General features: G+C 64.3%; 18 protein-coding genes and 1 tRNA gene. 3 read left to right on the top strand and 16 right to left on the bottom strand.

All coding sequences use genetic code 11. The annotated features are described in order from the left end of the window. Positions 1–274 precede the first annotated feature (274 nt). From DEVEQU_RS17160 to DEVEQU_RS17150, 3 genes are read right to left on the bottom strand one after another with little or no spacing between them, the layout of a single operon-like run. Complete coding sequence (locus DEVEQU_RS17160; RefSeq protein ID WP_126151827.1) at positions 275–577, bottom strand: hypothetical protein; 303 nt, start codon at positions 575–577, stop codon at positions 275–277. 60 nt (positions 578–637) lie between these two features. Further along, entirely contained in the window at positions 638–1375 is a 738-nt protein-coding gene (locus tag DEVEQU_RS17155) for an RlmE family RNA methyltransferase (RefSeq protein WP_126151826.1), read from the bottom strand. Next, on the bottom strand, positions 1365–2447 hold the full coding sequence (locus DEVEQU_RS17150; protein ID WP_223214280.1) for a Ppx/GppA phosphatase family protein: 1083 nt from the start codon (positions 2445–2447) through the stop codon (positions 1365–1367). Before DEVEQU_RS17150 ends, DEVEQU_RS17155 begins: the two co-directional genes overlap by 11 nt. A gap of 326 nt (positions 2448–2773) precedes the next feature. On the opposite strand from DEVEQU_RS17150, the gene DEVEQU_RS17145 reads away from it, so the two are divergent. Both DEVEQU_RS17145 and DEVEQU_RS17140 read left to right on the top strand, forming a co-directional pair. Continuing rightward, a tRNA-Gln gene (locus tag DEVEQU_RS17145) sits at positions 2774–2847 on the top strand. Between the two features lie 259 nt (positions 2848–3106). Continuing rightward, entirely contained in the window at positions 3107–4222 is a 1116-nt protein-coding gene (locus DEVEQU_RS17140) for a helix-turn-helix transcriptional regulator (RefSeq protein WP_126151824.1), read from the top strand. Between the two features lie 26 nt (positions 4223–4248). Here DEVEQU_RS17140 and DEVEQU_RS17135 read toward each other — a convergent pair whose 3' ends face one another. Next, positions 4249–4701, bottom strand: a complete 453-nt coding sequence (locus DEVEQU_RS17135; RefSeq protein WP_126151823.1) for a hypothetical protein — start codon at positions 4699–4701, stop codon at positions 4249–4251. Between the two features lie 160 nt (positions 4702–4861). Here DEVEQU_RS17135 and DEVEQU_RS17130 point away from each other — a divergent pair, with 160 nt between their 5' ends. Continuing rightward, complete coding sequence (locus DEVEQU_RS17130) at positions 4862–5275, top strand: hypothetical protein (protein ID WP_126151822.1); 414 nt, start codon at positions 4862–4864, stop codon at positions 5273–5275. Positions 5276–5279: 4 nt separating this feature from the next. Here DEVEQU_RS17130 and DEVEQU_RS17125 read toward each other — a convergent pair whose 3' ends face one another. The 12 genes from DEVEQU_RS17125 to DEVEQU_RS17070 all read right to left on the bottom strand — a co-directional run bounded on the left by DEVEQU_RS17125 (position 5280) and on the right by DEVEQU_RS17070 (position 16549). Continuing rightward, complete coding sequence (locus DEVEQU_RS17125) at positions 5280–5678, bottom strand: hypothetical protein (protein ID WP_126151821.1); 399 nt, start codon at positions 5676–5678, stop codon at positions 5280–5282. Beyond that, a complete protein-coding gene (locus DEVEQU_RS17120; protein WP_126151820.1) occupies positions 5675–6256 on the bottom strand; it encodes a LemA family protein in 582 nt (193 codons plus the stop codon). The genes DEVEQU_RS17125 and DEVEQU_RS17120 overlap by 4 nt, the downstream gene beginning before the upstream one ends. A gap of 14 nt (positions 6257–6270) precedes the next feature. Then, positions 6271–7578, bottom strand: coding sequence for a DUF3137 domain-containing protein (locus tag DEVEQU_RS17115; RefSeq protein WP_164550467.1), 1308 nt, complete (start codon positions 7576–7578; stop codon positions 6271–6273). 34 nt (positions 7579–7612) lie between these two features. Continuing rightward, entirely contained in the window at positions 7613–8359 is a 747-nt protein-coding gene (locus DEVEQU_RS17110) for a hypothetical protein (RefSeq protein WP_126151818.1), read from the bottom strand. 64 nt (positions 8360–8423) lie between these two features. Further along, positions 8424–8993 carry a hypothetical protein gene (locus tag DEVEQU_RS17105; RefSeq protein ID WP_126151817.1) on the bottom strand — a complete coding sequence of 190 codons (570 nt, stop codon included), beginning with the start codon at positions 8991–8993 and terminating at the stop codon, positions 8424–8426. A 91-nt stretch (positions 8994–9084) separates the two neighbouring features. Continuing rightward, on the bottom strand, positions 9085–9396 hold the full coding sequence (locus DEVEQU_RS17100; RefSeq protein ID WP_126151816.1) for a hypothetical protein: 312 nt from the start codon (positions 9394–9396) through the stop codon (positions 9085–9087). A gap of 46 nt (positions 9397–9442) precedes the next feature. Further along, a complete protein-coding gene (locus DEVEQU_RS17095) occupies positions 9443–9805 on the bottom strand; it encodes a DUF4189 domain-containing protein (RefSeq protein WP_164550466.1) in 363 nt (120 codons plus the stop codon). Positions 9806–9902: 97 nt separating this feature from the next. Continuing rightward, the gene (locus DEVEQU_RS17090) at positions 9903–10721 is read right to left on the bottom strand and encodes an HpcH/HpaI aldolase/citrate lyase family protein (protein ID WP_126151814.1); all 819 of its coding nucleotides are present in this window, start codon (positions 10719–10721) and stop codon (positions 9903–9905) included. Further along, a complete protein-coding gene (locus DEVEQU_RS17085; protein ID WP_126151813.1) occupies positions 10721–11923 on the bottom strand; it encodes a CaiB/BaiF CoA transferase family protein in 1203 nt (400 codons plus the stop codon). Before DEVEQU_RS17085 ends, DEVEQU_RS17090 begins: the two co-directional genes overlap by 1 nt. Before the next feature lie 133 nt (positions 11924–12056). Then, positions 12057–13115 carry an ABC transporter ATP-binding protein gene (locus DEVEQU_RS17080; protein WP_126151812.1) on the bottom strand — a complete coding sequence of 353 codons (1059 nt, stop codon included), beginning with the start codon at positions 13113–13115 and terminating at the stop codon, positions 12057–12059. 93 nt (positions 13116–13208) lie between these two features. Beyond that, on the bottom strand, positions 13209–15305 hold the full coding sequence (locus DEVEQU_RS17075) for an ADP-ribosylglycohydrolase family protein (protein WP_126151811.1): 2097 nt from the start codon (positions 15303–15305) through the stop codon (positions 13209–13211). A 74-nt stretch (positions 15306–15379) separates the two neighbouring features. Continuing rightward, positions 15380–16549: an ADP-ribosylglycohydrolase family protein gene (locus DEVEQU_RS17070; protein ID WP_126151810.1), complete on the bottom strand. Its 1170-nt coding sequence runs from the start codon at positions 16547–16549 to the stop codon at positions 15380–15382. Positions 16550–16764: the final 215 nt, after the last annotated feature.

Below are 16764 nucleotides of genomic sequence, written 5' to 3'. Positions count from 1 at the left end.
TGGGGGGGGTGGGCCGGGGTGGGGGTGGTTCAGTGATCCACTGATGGACCCCCTCCCTCGGTCCCTCCCCTCAAGGGGGAGGGAGGCGAAAGCGCCGTGAACCCACCTCAGTTTGAAATGGTCTGGGGTCGCAATACAATTTGGCCGGAGAGATTATCCTGGGCGCCCTTGGCCTGGCATTCGGGGCCGGGCTGGGCTTTACCAACCCGCGAAGCGTGCTCAGCGGGCTTGCTCAGATGATCGGTAGCTAAGCCCGGCCAGACCGAGCCAAAAACTACTCCCGCGCTTCACCACGGCGGGCGAATTCCTTGTTGACCCGGGCGATGGCCGACTGGATCAGTCCGGCCTTTTCGCGATTGCCGCGCTCGGCGTCACCGGCCTTGTCGCTGCCCTTGGCGGCGCGATTGCCCTTGCGGACGGCGCGCGTGGCCTTATCGCGCCGCTCACGCAGCGAGCGCGCCAGCTTGCGCAGGTCATCGGCCTGCATTTCCGACAATTCAGGGTGGCGGGCACCGGCAACGAGCTTCTGCTCATCGGCATCGAGAAGTCGCTCTTCACTGCGGCGGGTGGCGGCCATGGCTATCTCCTTGCTCTTAGTAACAGCAGGGTAACGCGCCACGGGCGGCTCGGGTTCGCCCTATTCGTCGGCCTGCCCGTCCTCGCCCTCTGTCCGCCCCTTGAACCCCTTCGCCACCAGATAGGCCTCGGCCGAATCCTTGCGGCTCGAGGGCGGCTTGACGTGAAAGGTGGTGTTGAAGTGGCGCTTGAGCATGTGCAGCAGCTCATGCTCGGTGCCGCCCTGGAACACCTTCGCCACGAAGGACCCGCCCGGCCGCAGCACCTGGATGGCGAAATCGGCGGCGATCTCGATGAGATGCACGATGCGCAGGTGATCGGTGGCGCGGTGGCCGGTGGTGGGCCAGGCCATATCGCTCATCACCACATCGGCCCCCTGCCCGCCCATGGCTTCGATCAACATCGCCGGCGCGTCTTCCTCGGTGAAATCCTTCTTGAGCAGGATAACGCCGGGAATAGGGTCCATATCGAGATAGTCGATGCCCACGACCAGCGGCTTTTCCACCGTCGAACCCACGGCGGCGGCGGCCACCTGTGACCAGCCGCCGGGGGCCGCGCCCAGATCGACGACGCGCATGCCCTTCCTGAAGAATTTATGCTTTTCGTCGATCTCCTTGATCTTGAAGGCCGCGCGCGAGCGATAGCCTTCGGCGCGGGCGCGCGCGACATAGGGATCGTTGAGCTGGCGTTGCAGCCATTTGGTCGAGGCCACGGTGCGACCCTTGGCGGTCTTCACCCGGATCTTGAGATCCTTGTCCGACTTGCGGCCGCCAGTGCCAAGCGCCTTGTTATTGGCCATTGCCAGTCCTCCGTCCGGGTCGGTTCGGCCGTTTATAGGGCCGGTCCGCATCCATAAGCGATATCAGAATGCCTTCGCGCAGGCCACGATCGGCGACGCGCACCCGATCGGTCGACCATTCGCGCCGAATGGCCTCGAAAATGGCACAGCCAGGCAGAACCAGGTCGGCGCGATCCTTGCCGATACAGGAATGGGCCACGCGCCGCTCGAACGGCATGCTCAGCAGCGCCCGCATGGTGTCGTCCACCTCGTCGCGGCGCATCCACAGCCCGTCCACCTTCTGCCGCTCATAGCGCTCGAGCCCCAGATGCAGCCCGGCCAGCGTCGTCACCGTGCCCGACGTGCCAATCAGGTGCACCGGATGGGTGGTGATCATCTGCCGCAGCTTTTCACGGCCGCGAAACTGGCGCAGATGCTCGGCGACATAAGCCACCATGGCCTCGAACACCTCGGGCGTCACATTCACGCCGCCGAATTTTTCTGCAATCGACACCACGCCAACCGGCAGCGACTGCCAGGAGCGGATCGAGGCCGCCATGCGCCCCTGCGAGCGCGGGCGGCCGCCGCGAAAATCCAGCCAGGCCAGTTCCGAGGAGCCGCCACCGATGTCGAACATCAAGGCGCCCTGGGCACTGCTGTCGATCAGGTCGGCGCAGCCGGTGACCGCCAGTTCGGCCTCGGTGCGACGATCGACGATTTCAAGCTCGATCCCCAGCTCATCCTTGACCCGGGCCAGGAAAGCGGGACCATTTTCCGCCGCCCGGCAGGCTTCGGTGGCGATGAGGCGCATGCGCGTCGGCTGATGGTCGCGCAGTTTATTGCGGCAATGGCGCAGCGCGTCCATGGTGCGTTCCATGGCCGCGTCCGAGAGCCGCCCGGTGACCGAGACGCCCTCGCCCAGCCGGACGATGCGGGTAAAGCCGTCGAGCACGCGAAAACCGTGGTCATGCGGCTTGGCGATCAGGAGGCGACAATTATTGGTGCCAAGGTCAAGCGCCGCATAGAGCGGCCCGCGATAGCGCCGTGGGGTGGGTGATGGCCCTGACCGTGGTTCCGCGCTCGAAGAGGACAAGCCTCCCCGCTCTGCCCGGCCGGAACCGGACGGTGCACGAACCCCTGCCTCGGCCCGGGGGGCTGAAGCCACGGCGGACCGACGAGAATCGGTCACTGTCGTCTCCTTGGCATGCACGGTCGCTGGTCCAGAAAGCTGGGCCGCGCCCGAACGCACGCATTTGCGTTGTTGAAAACCAAGGTAGTGCAAGGGGAAGCGAAGCGCAATGCACACGATCTCCACGCAAACCTGTGTTCAGGCGCTTGCAATCCGCTGCGGCATTGTCTATGCACACCTCGCGCCGCCAAGCAGCCCCGCTGCCCAAGCCGCCAGCCAGCAGGCTCTGCTGGGGAATAGTTCAATGGTAGAACAGCGGACTCTGACTCCGTCGATCTTGGTTCGAATCCAGGTTCCCCAGCCAAACTCCTTATCCACCTCAACATAGCTTCCAATCCAGCGCCGCAGCCGGTCTCAGCGCCTTCTGCTCCAGCGTGCCGCCGATACAGCTGCGCCGTGTCGCGCCAGGGGTGGCCGGTCAAGTTTTCCGCGCGCCTATCCCTCCACTTTCCCCCTGCCCGCACCGAGATTTGTGATTTGTTCTCATCCATATGAATGATGGGCTCGTTGGGCTTGGGCGCTAGGGTTGAGGTGCGGGGTGCTTCAGGGTTGGAAGAGCATCGATGGACAAGCTCGAAGATCTCAAGACCAGCTTCTACCAGGCGGCACTCGGGGAGGAAGATTGGACGGCGGCCGCCCGCGGCGTGCGCGGGATGCTGGATGCCGATCTCATTGCGGTGTCGACCCTCGACGCAGCGAGCGGTCAGGACCGGCTGCTCTATGGCGATTGTGGCGTCCATTACAGCGAGCTCTATCGCCGCCTTCAGGCCGCCAACCCGTTCGTGCCTGCGGTCAGGACGCTGCGACTGGGGCAGATTGTCACCGATACCTGCCTGCTCGAGCGGCGAAACTTTCGGCGCACGACCTTCTTCGACGAGTGGATGCGGCCGCAGCACCAGCATAGCGCCGCCGTCATGAATCTGTGCTGGAGCGGGGCGACCGGCAGCTATCTCATGATCTCCCGCGGCGGCAGAATCGAGCGCTTTGGCGAGGCGGACATGGAAGTGCTCAATGCCATCCAGCCCACCATGCGCCATGCCATGGACCTGCATATCCGCCTGGCCCGCAGCCGGCTGCAGCAGACCGGCGCGGTGCTCGATGGCCAGGCCATCGGTTGGCTGGCGGTCGAGAAGAATGGCCGGATATCCTGGGCCAACCAGACGGCGGACGCTATTCTCGCGGGGCCCGATGGAGCGTTGAGTGCCCGTCACTCCATGCTGCGTGCCTTTGACCCCGCGCAGTCCCAGCGCCTGCTGAGCGCGCTACGCGCCGCCATGGGCGAGTTTCCCGCCCCCGGGCAGGGCAGCAATCTCATCTTCCGCAATCCCGAGAGCGGCGCCGCCATCGCCGCCTCGTTCATTCCGGGTCACCACCTGTTCGTGAAAGGGCTGCCGGAGATCAATGGCGCCTATCTGGCCCTGCAGGACCTGGCCATGCGTCTGCCGCCCGATCTGGCGGCGCGCGTCGGCACCATGTTCAACCTCACTGTGCGGGAGACCGAGCTCGCCGTGGCGCTGATCGAGGGCAAGTCACCCGCCGAATCGGCGTTGGCGCGCGGTCTGTCGCTGCCAACGGTGCGCACGCAGCTGGCGCAATTGTTGCGCAAGACCGGCACGGCACGGCAAAGCCAGTTGGTCGCCCTGCTGCTCTCGACGCTGCCGGTGCCCTTCGCCGGCTAGTTGCTGCCGACAAAGGTGCCCCAAGGCTATTGCGAGGCTGGGGGCGCCGATCCCTCCGTGTCATCCTTCATCCGCTGAAGCGGGAAATCCATCGAGGTCACCGTGTCTGCATCGACAATGACATAGGTGGATTGCGAGCTGCTGGAATAGCTGCCGCCATTTTCGAGTGTGCCCTCGATGGCCATGCTCACCGCGCAGGTGCCAGCGTCTTCGCCGGACTGGGCAGTCCACGCTCCCTCCATGGTCTGCTCCTGCCAATCCTGCCCCTTATGCTGGAACCGGTAAGCGGTCTTGAAGGTACCATCCGCGTCCAGGATCAGCGTGTTGTCGACGTTGATGATCTGGCCGAAATTACTGACCTCGCCGACCCCCACCCACTTGCCTGTCATGAAGTCGGTGCAGTCGATATCCTCTGCCAGCGCTGGTCCGGCGAGCGGCAAGAGGAGGGCAAAAACAAGCCTGCGAATGTTGGGCTGCATGATATGGCTCCGCTCAAGTGGCCAGCCTCCCACGCCACGCGAAAGGCCGCCGACCGACCGATACTGGCACGCAAAAAATCGGTCTCATCATTCAAACGAATGGTGCATCGCCGGCTGCAAACCGCGATTTTGGGAGCGTGACCAATCGGACGCCACCGCCATGCGCCGCGCTATCCTGACCGCAGCCACCCTGCTCCTGGCAGGCCCGTCTTCGACCGCCATCTTGGCTGCCGACCTCACTTGCAGCTGTCAAAGGGCGACGGTCTGCGGCGCCGACGAATGCGCAGACATGCCCTTCGACATGTGCTCGGTCACCACGATCGGGCTTTCCATCGACACACCATTCATCCGGCTGTGTTCGTCGTCCAGCTGTCTCGAGGGGGCCGCCAAACGCACCGACATTTCCGAGGCTGCGGTGGCGCTCGAGGGAAACTATTTGCCACAGGGTGGGAAGGACAGTGCCCCGGTGCACCTGTTGTCGCTTTACGACAAGGAAACCGGCATCGGTGTCATTCAAACCAGCGACGAGCAGGCGGTCATTCAGTTCGCCATGATCTGTCAGGCCGCCGACTGATCCGTCAGGGTTCGATCTCCTCGGGCGGCGACACGGCCGAGGGTCGAATGCGGGCTTGGGTGCCGTGATGCATCAGGAATCGGACCTCGCCGTCGAAGGCGAGGGTGCAGAACTGCCCGACCTCAAATGGCGCCCGCAGATCCTCGCCGATTTCGGGGTCGACCCCAAAGCCGTGCAGATATCGCAGCACCCCGCTTTCGTCCTCGATGCCGAATTTGAGCATGTTCGGCGAGGCGGGACAGGCCGTGCCGTCGTCGAGCGCCCCATAATAGTGCAGCGTGAACGAGCCTCTCTCGCCCCAGCTGGAGGCGTGTGGATCGGGCGTTGGCACCGGAAAGGTTTCCCCCAGGCCCACCGAGGACGTCAGGGCAAGCGCCAGAATGACAAAGGCGGATGTCCTCACGATGCGCTCCCTAGGAAATCGGCGGCGGCGATGGGCTTTTCGGCGCCTTCGACAGCGGCGAAGAACGGCGGCAGACCCGTCACGCCGGCAAGGCGGGCCACCAATGGGCCGGGGAAGGTTTCAGTGACATTGCGCAACCCGTTGACCGCACTGTTGTAGAAGCGGCGCGCGGCGGCAATGTTGTTCTCGACCTCGCGATAGCTGCGCTGGGCTTCCATCATTGGCCCGCTCGAGGTGAGCTCGGGATAATTCTCGGCCAGGGCAAACAGTCGGGTCATGTCCGCCCCGAGCCGTGCCTCGATTTCGAACTTGGTGCCGATCTTGGTGAAATCACGTTCCCCCAGGCTCGGCTCCGCCCTGGCGCGCAAGGCGGTGATTTCCTCGAGCAAGCTTTTTTCATGTTCAAGGAAACGTCGGGCGATGGTGAGGACATTGGGGATCAGATCGTGCCGCTGCTGCAATTGCGCGTCGATCGCGCCCAGCGCCTCGCCCACTTTGTTGCGAGCCCGCACGGTAGCGACGTACCAGAAGTAGAGCAGCGCCGGTATGGCGAGAACGGTGACCAGCAGAATTTCCATAAACGCCTCCAGGGTCAGGGCAGATCGGTGGGGGAGAAGCCGGTGGCAGGGGTAGCCAGTGTGTCGGCCACCTCGACCAGCGTGTCCAGAATCGCGAACAGTTGCGCCAGGTCGCGGTCGATGACCTGGACATGGGTGGCCATGTCGGCGGTTCTGACGCTGGCGGGCTCGAACAGGTCGCGCTCGTTATAGGTGACGAGAAACAGCTGCAGCTTGTTGCCCTGCGCCAACAGCGTCGGCGGCATGAAGTCGTGCCCATCGGCCGCCTCGACCAGGCGTCGCATCACCGCCGGCGTCAGCAGCGCCCGTCCCCCGATCTGGTCGGTCGCATAGACGTGATAGACCGAGGCAAACACCACGTCTTCCAGCTCCAGCCGCTCATAGGACGAACCGGGCGCAGCAAAATAGTCACGGTTGCGCTTGGCGTCGACAACGGCGGTGGTCGCGGGCACGGACCGACCAAGGTCGAGCGTGATCGCCAGCACCCGGTGCTGGGTCTTGCGCGGGCCGCGCCGATCCTCTTCACTCCTGGGGACCAGCAGGACTGCATCGGCAATCTCGACCCCATGACCGGCATGCATGCCGCTGAACACGTCGTCGAACAATACTTCGCCATGGCGGGCAACCACACCCATCTCTGCGGCGGGGGTGAAGCGGGTCAGGGCTTCTGATCGACGTTGCAACGTGCCGTGGCGCTGCAGCAAGATCGGCAGCACCTGGCTTTTGAAAACCTCGCGGAACTGCTGCTCGAACGGCCGGGAAATGAGAAAAAATCCGAGCAAAACCGGCAATCCCGTCACCAGAGCAACGGCCAGCGGATTGAAGCCGGAGCTGCTGCTGACCACCCAGACGGCAAGCGCGCCGGCAATCAGGCAGACAATTGGCATGCCCTGGAGCAGGGCCGCCTTCTGCTGCGCAGCGAGTTTGTCGCGGACTGTTTTCAGCTCGGCCAGCACCGGCGCAAGGCTGGGGTCGTCGGGCAAATCGCCGACCATTGCGGCAGCCGGTTGCGGCGGTGCCGGGGTCATCCCCTGTTGAATGGTGCGGATCACCATGTAGACGATGGCGCCGGCAGCGACCACGGGCAAGGCCACCCAGGCCAGCAGGCCCAGCGCCAGCAGCGGCACACCGAGAATCCAGAGATAATTGTTCCAGCCGAAGCCGATCAGCGCAAAGCCCACCAGCGGCGAAAACAGAAACACCAATACGGCGATCTGGATGCGCGTCTGTATCGAGCTCAGCTGCAGCCGCTTGGCCACTGCGCTCTTGGAGGCCCAGCTCTCGGCCCATCCGGGCTTGGTCGGGTTGGGGGCGGCGCTCATCTCGGCACCCGCCCTCTGCGTGCTCCGGGCAGGGTCAATAGCAAGACTGGCCCTTTCTGTCATAGATGCACACCGTGCCATCGCCACTGCTGGTCAGCCCGGCGATGACCGATGGATTGCCATTGGTGTCGGCCAGCGTCAGCTTGCCGCCGGAATTGGACGCATTGGGTTCGAGCTTGGCCACTTCCGAACCGCCCAGGCTGATGCCGACGGCCGCGGCCGCATTGGCCAGGGAAACAAGGAAGCCCGTCATCTTGCCGGCGCTATCGTTGACATAGACGGCCCCTGCCCCGCCATTGCTGCGGTTCGAGCCGATCTGCACCGCCATGGCGCCGCTTGGGCTGGCAATGCGCAAGGCGGCATTGGTCGAGGCCTTGCTGCCCATGTCGACCACCCTCGCGCCCTGCGCCTCCATCACGAAACTCTGTTCGCTGGTGTCGGTGATCATGCGCGTGACGCGATTGCCATGCACCACGTTCACCGACACCTCATTGGGGGTCGCGAACAGGTTGATGACATTGTTGCCCGACGAGGAGAGGTTGAGGATGGTTCCATCGGCCGTCGTCTCCAGCCGGGCCCCGGTATTGCCCGGCCCGAACAGGGTGAGCATGACACCGGCATTGGACTCCTCGATCTTGAGGATAGGACTGCCCGAGGCGCCAATCACCTGAAAGGGCGCATGCACGCTATTGCCCTGGTTCTGCGCCTGCACCATCAGCGGCGCGAAGAACAGCGCCATGGTCATCGTGCCGGCGAGGCACCCGAAAAAGAAGCGGGACATGAACATCTCCTTGCCTGGCCCGGGCACGCCCGCTCCAGTTGAGCAGGCGGCCGGTGCAGAGCGATCATTTCATCAGGTTGCAGAAGATCGAGAAGGACGAGACCTTGTCGTTCAGCCCCCATCTGTCGAGATTGATCATCCCCATGCCGCCCCAGAAGATCGCTTCGCCGCCGCGACGATCGCGATCGGGATAGACCGCCACCGAGCAATGGACCTTGTCGCTGTCGTCGCAGGTGAGCGAGGAGATGCGGTCGTTCCACCAGTCGCCGGTATAGGTCACCACCTCGGCATAGGAGGTCTGGTCCGAATATTTGGCCGCCACCCAGCCCACTGCCTTGTGCCAGCGTTCGCCGCCGCCGTTCTTGTGCTCATAGAAGGTGCAGCCCTTGCCGATGATTTGGACCGGCAGCGGACCCGGCAATGCCTTGATGATGGTCGGGTCGATCTTGATGGCGCCGTTCATCTGCAGGTCGAGCGCCTGCGCCTGCGCCCCGGCAAGCGCCAAAAGACCCAGTGCAGCACAGAGGCGCCTGATCCTGGCGGCGAAGCGCCCGGACCGTGCCGAAGCTCCGGGCATGCTCGAGGCTGCGATTGCGGTGATCGGTCGGCTTGGGTGAGCGTGCAGTGTCGTCATCTTGGATACTCCTCAAGCCCCCCGGCCGGAGAATACTGTCACAGCGGGGCGGCGCCGAAATCATCCAAATGAATGAGCGTCGCCCTGCCCGTCAGCACAGCAACTGTCGATAGGCGCGCACGGCCGGCTCGATGAACGATGCCGCGGACCCCGTCAGCGGCTCGGTCTCGGTCTGGCTGAATTCGCCTGAGGCGCAGTCGAGGTCGATGGCAGCGGTGCCCACTTCCTTGCCTTCCACCACGAGGTCGAAGCGCTGATGATCCCCGCTCTCCTCGACATTGTAGGCGACCAGCTCATAAAAATAGGGCGTGTCGATATAGACCCGCAGCAGCGGCAGGCCATCACCTTGGGCAAGGGCTGGCGAGGCAAGCAGCAGAGCCAGCACTGGCAGGGCAGCTTTCATGGTGGCAAATCTCCTTGTGCGGTTCATGGCGACGACAATCCTGCCCTCATATGCAGATGCTGTGAACCTTCCTTGGCTGCAGGTTGTTGGGAAACTGCCGTTTCGCCACATTCTCGGCGCCGGCGAGGCTTTCGCTGCTGCCGCCGCGGAAATAATGCCGGCCATTGGCGACTGCGGCATAGAGGGCGACGCAGCGGGCGAATTTAGACAGCGCCTCATAGCAACCGGTCCGGCGGCAACCATTGCGCGCATCATTATAGGCCGCCTGCTGGGAGGGCCTGCCCACCGCGAAGCCCCAGGCGCCGGTCTGGCTGTTGACCGAATAGGACGCCCACAGATCGGCAGACTGTGCCTGTGCCGGCAGCGGGCACAGCAATAAAAGGGCAATTGCAGCGGTTGCGAGCTTCATCGTGTGGTCCTCCGAACCATTGCGACGGGCTCGATCTAAAACCGGGCGCTGCCGCCTGGCTTCCTTCAAATGAATGAAGCGAGATGGATAAGCGGCTTCAGCCCCGCGCCAGAATGGCCCGGGCGCGAGCGATGACCGGCGCATCGACCATGCGGCCATCGATCTGGAAGGCGCCCTGCCCCTTGGCGGCTTCAAGCACCACCCGTTCGGCCCAGTCGCGTTGCGCAGAGCTGGGCGCGAAATGCTCGTTGAGCACCGGCACCAGCGCCGGATGGACGCAGGTGGCGCCGTCAAAGCCATGGGCCCGGGCTTCGCGCGCCGCTGCGGCCACCCCGTCAGTGTCCGAATAGTCGGCGGTGGAGCGAAGCATGCCGATGGAGAGCAGGCCGCGTTCCTTGGCAGCGTAATGCACCAGCAATTTTGGCAATCGCAGCACTTCGGGCGTCGGTTCCGCACCGAGCGACAGCGCCAGGTCCTCACCGCCCACGCTCATGCCGACCAATCTCGGCGCGGTGGCGATGGCGCGCGCATCCTGCACGGCGCCGATATCCTCGAGCAGGGCGACGAAGCCCATGGGCTCACGCCCCCTCTCGCCTTCAACGGATTCCAGCGCGCTCGCCAGCGCTGCCAGTGCCTCGGGCCGCTGCACCTTGGGCACATAGAGCAGATCCGCTCCGGCGCGACAGGCCGCCAGTGCGTCCACGTCCTGCCGGCCCCCGGCATTGATGCGCACCACCACCTTGCCACCGCCGCGGCGCACCGAGGCCACGGCCTCGGCCAGCCCGTTCCGCGCCGCATCCTTGTCCGCTTCTGGCACCGAATCCTCGAGGTCGAGAATGACAGCGTCGGCGCCGCGCTCATGCGCCTTGGCGAGAAAGCGCTCGGAATGGGCCGGCACGTAAAGCAGCGACCGCATCAGCCATCTTCTCCCGCCAGCGTTTCCGGATCAAGGCCCGCCTCGCGCAGCACCGTATCGGTATGCTCCCCAAGCTCCGGCGCCGGCAAGCGCCACTGGCCCGGTGTCGCCGAAAGGCGCGGCACGATATTGTGCATGGGCAGGGTCCCGAACCTGTCATCGGCGGCATCGACGATGATTTCCCGCTCCTGAAAATGCGCATCTTCCATGGCATCGGCAATATTATAGACCGGGCCAACGGTGGCGCCGGCCGCGCGCATCGTGGCCAGCGCGTCGGCACTGTCGCGGGTGGCAAACCAGCCGCCGATGGCCTCATCCACCAGCGCCCGGTTTTTCACGCGATCGGAATTGGTGGCAAAGCGCGGATCATCATTCATGGCGGGGCAACCGATGATCTCGAAAATGCGCTTTGCCACCGCCGGCGTCGAGCCGGATAGGGCAAGATATTTGCCGTCGGCGCATTGGTAGACATTGCGCGGTGAGGCGGTATTGGAGGCGCTGCCGACACGCTGCTTGATCTTGCCAGTGACGGCATGGATCGCCGCCTCCGGCCCCAGCACGGAAAACATGGGCTCGAGCAGGCTCAGATCGATCACCTGCCCGCGCGCCATCCCCACCTGGCGCGCATAAAGCGCCATCATGGTCGAGGAGGCGCCATAGATGCCGGCGATCATGTCGGCCAGCGCCAGCGGCGGCAGCACCGGCTCCCGATCAGGAAAACCGGTGCGATCGGCAAAGCCGCTCATCGCCTCGACAATGGTGCCGAACCCCGGCAGATGCGCATAGGGCCCGGTCTGGCCGAAGCCGGAAATGCGCACCACGATCAGGTCGGGATTGCGCTGCAGCAATTTTTCCGGCGCCAGCCCCATCTTTTCCAGCGTGCCGGGACGGAAATTTTCGATGAACACATCCGCCGTCTCGACCAGCACCCAAAGCGCCGCCATGGCTTGCGGCTGGCGCAGATTGAGCATCACCGATCGCTTGTTGCGCCCATAGGTCTTCCAGAACAGCGAGTGGCCATCATCCTTCCAGTCCCGCAACGGATCGCCCTCAGGCGGCTCGATCTTGATGACATCGGCCCCAAAGTCAGCCAGCTGCAGGCTGAGCATATTCCCCGCCATCAGCCGGGAGAGATCCAGCACACGAATGCCATTGAGCGGACCGGTGGCGGTGGAATCGAAGGTTTTTGGGGCGAAGGTCATAGGCACCCCCACCTAACCTCCCCCTGATAGGGGGAGGGACCGATCGCGTTTGCCGCGATTGTCCAACATGAACCGGCAGATCCCTCCCCCTTCTGCAGGGGGAGGTTAGGTGGGGGCACATGGAAGTGAGACATCACCGCAGCCTCAGTCCAGACGCCTTGTCGAACACAAAAATCCGGGCAGGGTCGATCACCAGCTGCACGGTCTGACCCGCACTCAGCAAAGCGTGGTCGCGGACGACGATGGAGATATCCTCCCCGCCAATCCGCGCCAGCACTTCCTGCGCATCGCCGGTAGGCTCAACTACCAGCACCTCGGCCGGCACGCCCTCGGTGCCCAGCGTGATGTGCTGCGGGCGCACCCCATAGACGATCTCGGTTCCGGCCGGCACATCGAGCGCCATGCCCAGCGGCAGCGCCTGGCCACCGGCAATGGCGACACTGGTGCCGCCTTCATAGCGCGCGTCGAACAGGTTCATCTCGGGCGAGCCGATGAAGCCGGCGACGAACAGGTTGGCCGGGTTGTTGTAGAGATCGAGTGGCGCGCCGGCCTGCTCGATGCGGCCGCCATTGAGCACCACGATCTTGTCGGCCATGGTCATGGCTTCAGTCTGGTCGTGGGTCACATAGACCATGGTCTTGCCCAGCCGCTGATGCAGCCGCTTGATCTCGCCGCGCATTTTTACGCGCAGCTTGGCGTCGAGGTTCGACAGGGGCTCATCGAAAAGGAAGGCGCGCGGATTGCGCACGATGGCACGACCCATGGCGACGCGCTGCCGCTGGCCGCCCGAGAGTTCGCGTGGCAGCCGCTCGAGCAAGTTTTCGAGGCCGAGGATTTCAGCCGCCTCCGCCACCCGCGCCTTGATCTCGGCTTTGGGCGTGCCGGCAAGACGCAGCGAGAAGCTCATATTGTCCGCCACCTTCATATGCGGATAGAGCGCATAGGATTGGAACACCATGGCGATGTCCCGCTCCTTGGCCGGCATGTTGTTGACGACCTTGCCGGCAATGGTGATCTGGCCGGAGGTGATATCCTCCAGCCCCGCGATCATCCGCAACAGCGTGGACTTGCCGCAGCCCGAGGGCCCGACCAGCACGACGAATTCGCCATCGGCCATGTCGAGCGAGATGTCGTTGAGCACCTGCACGCTGCCATAGCTCTTGCCGACATGCTTGAGTTCGATTTCCGCCATGCTTTTCTCCTCTGGCTTAGGCTCTCCTCTTGACCTCTCCCTCTGGGGGAGAGGTCGACGCGCAGCGTCGGTTGAGGGGGCCCTGCCCTATGCTCAGCTTTCCACAATCTCGAAACGGCCCAGGCTGAGCCGTCCGACCGAAGCCAGCCTGATGCCGGCCATGCCATAGGCATAGGCGCCGTCCGTGGCGCTGATGAGATCCTGCCCATCAACGGCAAAACTCAGCCGGTCACCCTTCACCGTGAAGGCGAACTGGTAGCTGCGCCCCGTCTCCGGCTTGAACGGCGCCCGCGCCAGCACGGTCGTGCCGAAATCCTCCTTGAGGATTACCACTTCGTCACCCTCGAAGCCGGCGGCATAGAAGCGGCCGGTGCCCTGCACGCGGGCCGTGACCAGTTGCGAAGCGCCGGAGAGACGCTGCACATCGGCCGAGACCACCACGTCGCGGGCATAGTAATGCCCGGTCCACATATCGGCATCGCTGGCAGTGTGCCCCTGGATACGGCCAAAGCTCTTGGTCCAGTGGCCGCGATTGAAGGTGAAGCGGGTAATGGCGCCCCATTCCTGCACCTCGGTCTCCGGCTCGATGACGGTGTGACCCGGGCCTTCGACCTTGAAATCGGCCAGGAACAGCCGGCCGAGGAATTTCAGCCGCCCGAAATATTCGATAGAAATGCCGATCTCGTCCACGGCCTCGACGCCCTCGGGCACCACGAAACTATAGTCCTGCCAGCCGTCCGAAGACGGAACGTCCCAGGCACTGGTTTCCTCGATCGTGCCGCTCATGGTGCGGCGCACATAGGTGGCGAGGCGCAGATTGCCGTCACCATTCCAGGGGTCGAGCCAGAGCTTGAACGACACTGTCTGCCCGGCATCGACCACCGGGGTGAACATCGGACGATAGCGCTCGTCGTCGAAATCGCTGCGGCGATAGAAGGGCTTCCAGAACACGCGCCCACCCTGCCCGCGCTCAAGCCGGTCGAGCTGGATTTCGAGCGAGCCGCGCGACCCCTCGACATGGCGCTCGTCGGAGTGCTTCAGCGTGATCTGGTTGAAGCCCTCGGTGCGGAAGCCATGGGTCGAGCCCGGCAGGTCGAAGTCGAAGCGCAGGCCGCGGCGGGTGAAATCCTCGAGCCACAGCTTTGGCACGTCGCGACCGGCCAGTTGCAGCGCCAGCACCGTCAGTTCACGTGCAAAGCTCGGGATATCGACGATATTGATCGAACCAACAATCCCAGATGCGACCAGGAAATCATTGATCGGCTTGCGATACTTGCCCCAACCCTCGTCCAGCCCCTGGAAGGTGGCGACGATGGCGGCGGCATTGCCGGCATTACAGTCGGTATCCCAGCCGGCCATGGTGGCGATCTCGGCCGTCCGCGGCAGATCGCCCTCGCCATAAAGGATCGCCATGGTGGTCACCCCGGCATTGGGGATGATGTGGCAGACGCCCGGATAGCGGTCATAGCCCCAATCGGCGGTCAGCATGTCGCGGCAGGCGCGCCAGTCGGTGGGATTGGCCTTGTGGAAGTCGATCACCGCGCGACACACCTTGGCATAGGTCGAACTGGCATCGATGGTGCCCATGGCGGTCTCGACGATCTCGTCGATGCTTTTCGCCTCGAACGCCGCCGCAATCGCCGCCGCACAGAACCGCGCGCCATTGAGCCCGTCGCCGTCATGCGCCACGCTGGCCGCCATGGCCGACATGTCGGCGGCGCGCTGCGGATTGCCCGGGTTTACCCAGCCCCAGCTATCGATGAAAATCTGCCCGCCGATCTGCTCGGCGACGGTGGTGCCGTTCTGGGCAATCGAGCCCGACTGCGGCGCAGGAATGCCGGCGCGCAAATTGCGATAGGCAGTGTGCTCGGTGGAAACACCGAACCCGCCCCACCAATACATGCCGTGCTCTTCGGCAGCATAGTTGAGCCAGGTCTTGCCGACATCCTCGGCTGTGGCGCCCAGCCCGTAGTCGCGCAGCGCGCGGATGAAATAGACGGGCCCATTGGTGTCGTCATCAGCCGCGAAGTTCTTGAAATCGCGCAGATATTGGGTGACCTCGCCATAGGTCTTGCGGATGCGGTCATAGCTCCAGATGGTGGGCTCGACCGGGGCGCCGAGGCGCACGCCGATGGCCTTGCCGATGAAGCCGGCATAGATCTTTTCGAGGATTTGGGTTTCGGACAGCATGTTCGTCTTTCGCAAATTCGTCTTCAGGTGACCGCGCCCCAGAGGCTGCGGCCGGGCATTCGGCGCTCTCGATCTCAGATCAAACCCAGTTCCGCTCTCGCCACCGAGCGCGCCTCCATCAGGTCCCGATCCGCCGCGAGCATGTCGCGCACGGTGTTGGTAAAGCCATCCGCCGATGCGGTGAGATCGAGCCGGTTGGCGCTATCGATCTGGCGTGCATCCTCGGCATCGATCACCGCCTCGCCATGCATGGCGCCCAGAATGGCCCCGGCCATGACGCCGATGGAGTCGGTGTCGCGGCCCGAATTGATCCCATCCACGATCGAGGCGCGGAAATCCCCCTCGTTGAGCAGACAGAAGCCCAGCGCCAGCGGCAGCTCCTCGATGGCCATCAGCCGGCTCGGCCGATAGGCATCGGTCAGCCGCCCGACCTTTTCGGGCATGTGGTTGACGTCATCACCCATCACCGAATAGCGCCCGATCGCCTGGTGAAAGGCGGCATAGACCGCCTGATGCTCATGCCGCCGCGGCCGCATGGCGCGGGCCACCTCGGCAATATCGGCAATGGCCGCCCGCGTGCCATCCTTGGCCAGTCGCAGCACCGTGTCCACAATACGGTCGATCGTGGTCCCGGGCACGAAGGCGGCGGCGACGGCAGCGGCCATCACCCCGGCCGCTTCCAGTCCATAGCTCTCCTGGTGCCCGGAGGCGAAGGCGATGGCTTCGTCATAGGCGGCCTTGGGGTCGGCGGCATTCACAGCGCCCACCGGCGCGATATACATAGCGGCCCCGCAGTTCACCATATTGCCGATGCCGCCCTGACGGGGATCGCAATTGGCGAGTTGGTGGCGCTGGAAAATCCACTTCTCGGGATAGAACAGCCGGTCGATCAGCATCGCCTCGCGGCCCAGCTCCGGCACCCAGCGCGGCTTCCAGGCGATCTGGCGCACCATGCCGTCGGCCATGTCCCAGGCGTCGAGATGGCGTTTGGTCTCGCCATAAATATCCATCAGCGCCAGTGTCATCAGCGTGTCGTCGGTCACCACCCCGTCGCCGCGCACCCGGTGGTTCCGCGCCGCCGGGGGAAGGTCCATCTTGTGCCAGCGGGTCATCACCGACGTCACCCGCCCATAGCGCTCGCGGATCTGGTTGGCGGAGAGCTTCTCCACCGGCGCGCCCAGCGCATCGCCCAGCGCGATACCGTGCAGCATGCCGCGAATGCGGGAGTTGAGGGATGGGGTCATTGTGTTCTCGTCATTCATCGTGGCCAAGGGGACGCTTGCCCCGATCTATCAGTCGACACCTCCCCCCGTGCGGAGGCGGCTCTTATTTGGGCGGATTGAGAACCGGTCTCGGCGCTCTTTCGCCTCCCTCCCCCTTGAGGGGAGGGATTGAGGGAGGGGGTCCATCAGTGAATGGCTGGTGGACCCCCTCCCCGGCCCTCCCCTCAAGGGGGAGG

Origin of the sequence: Devosia equisanguinis (assembly GCF_900631955.1) — a bacterium.
GTDB classification, from domain to species: Bacteria; Pseudomonadota; Alphaproteobacteria; order Rhizobiales; family Devosiaceae; genus Devosia; species Devosia equisanguinis.
This window is presented reverse-complemented; position numbering and strand designations above follow the sequence as displayed.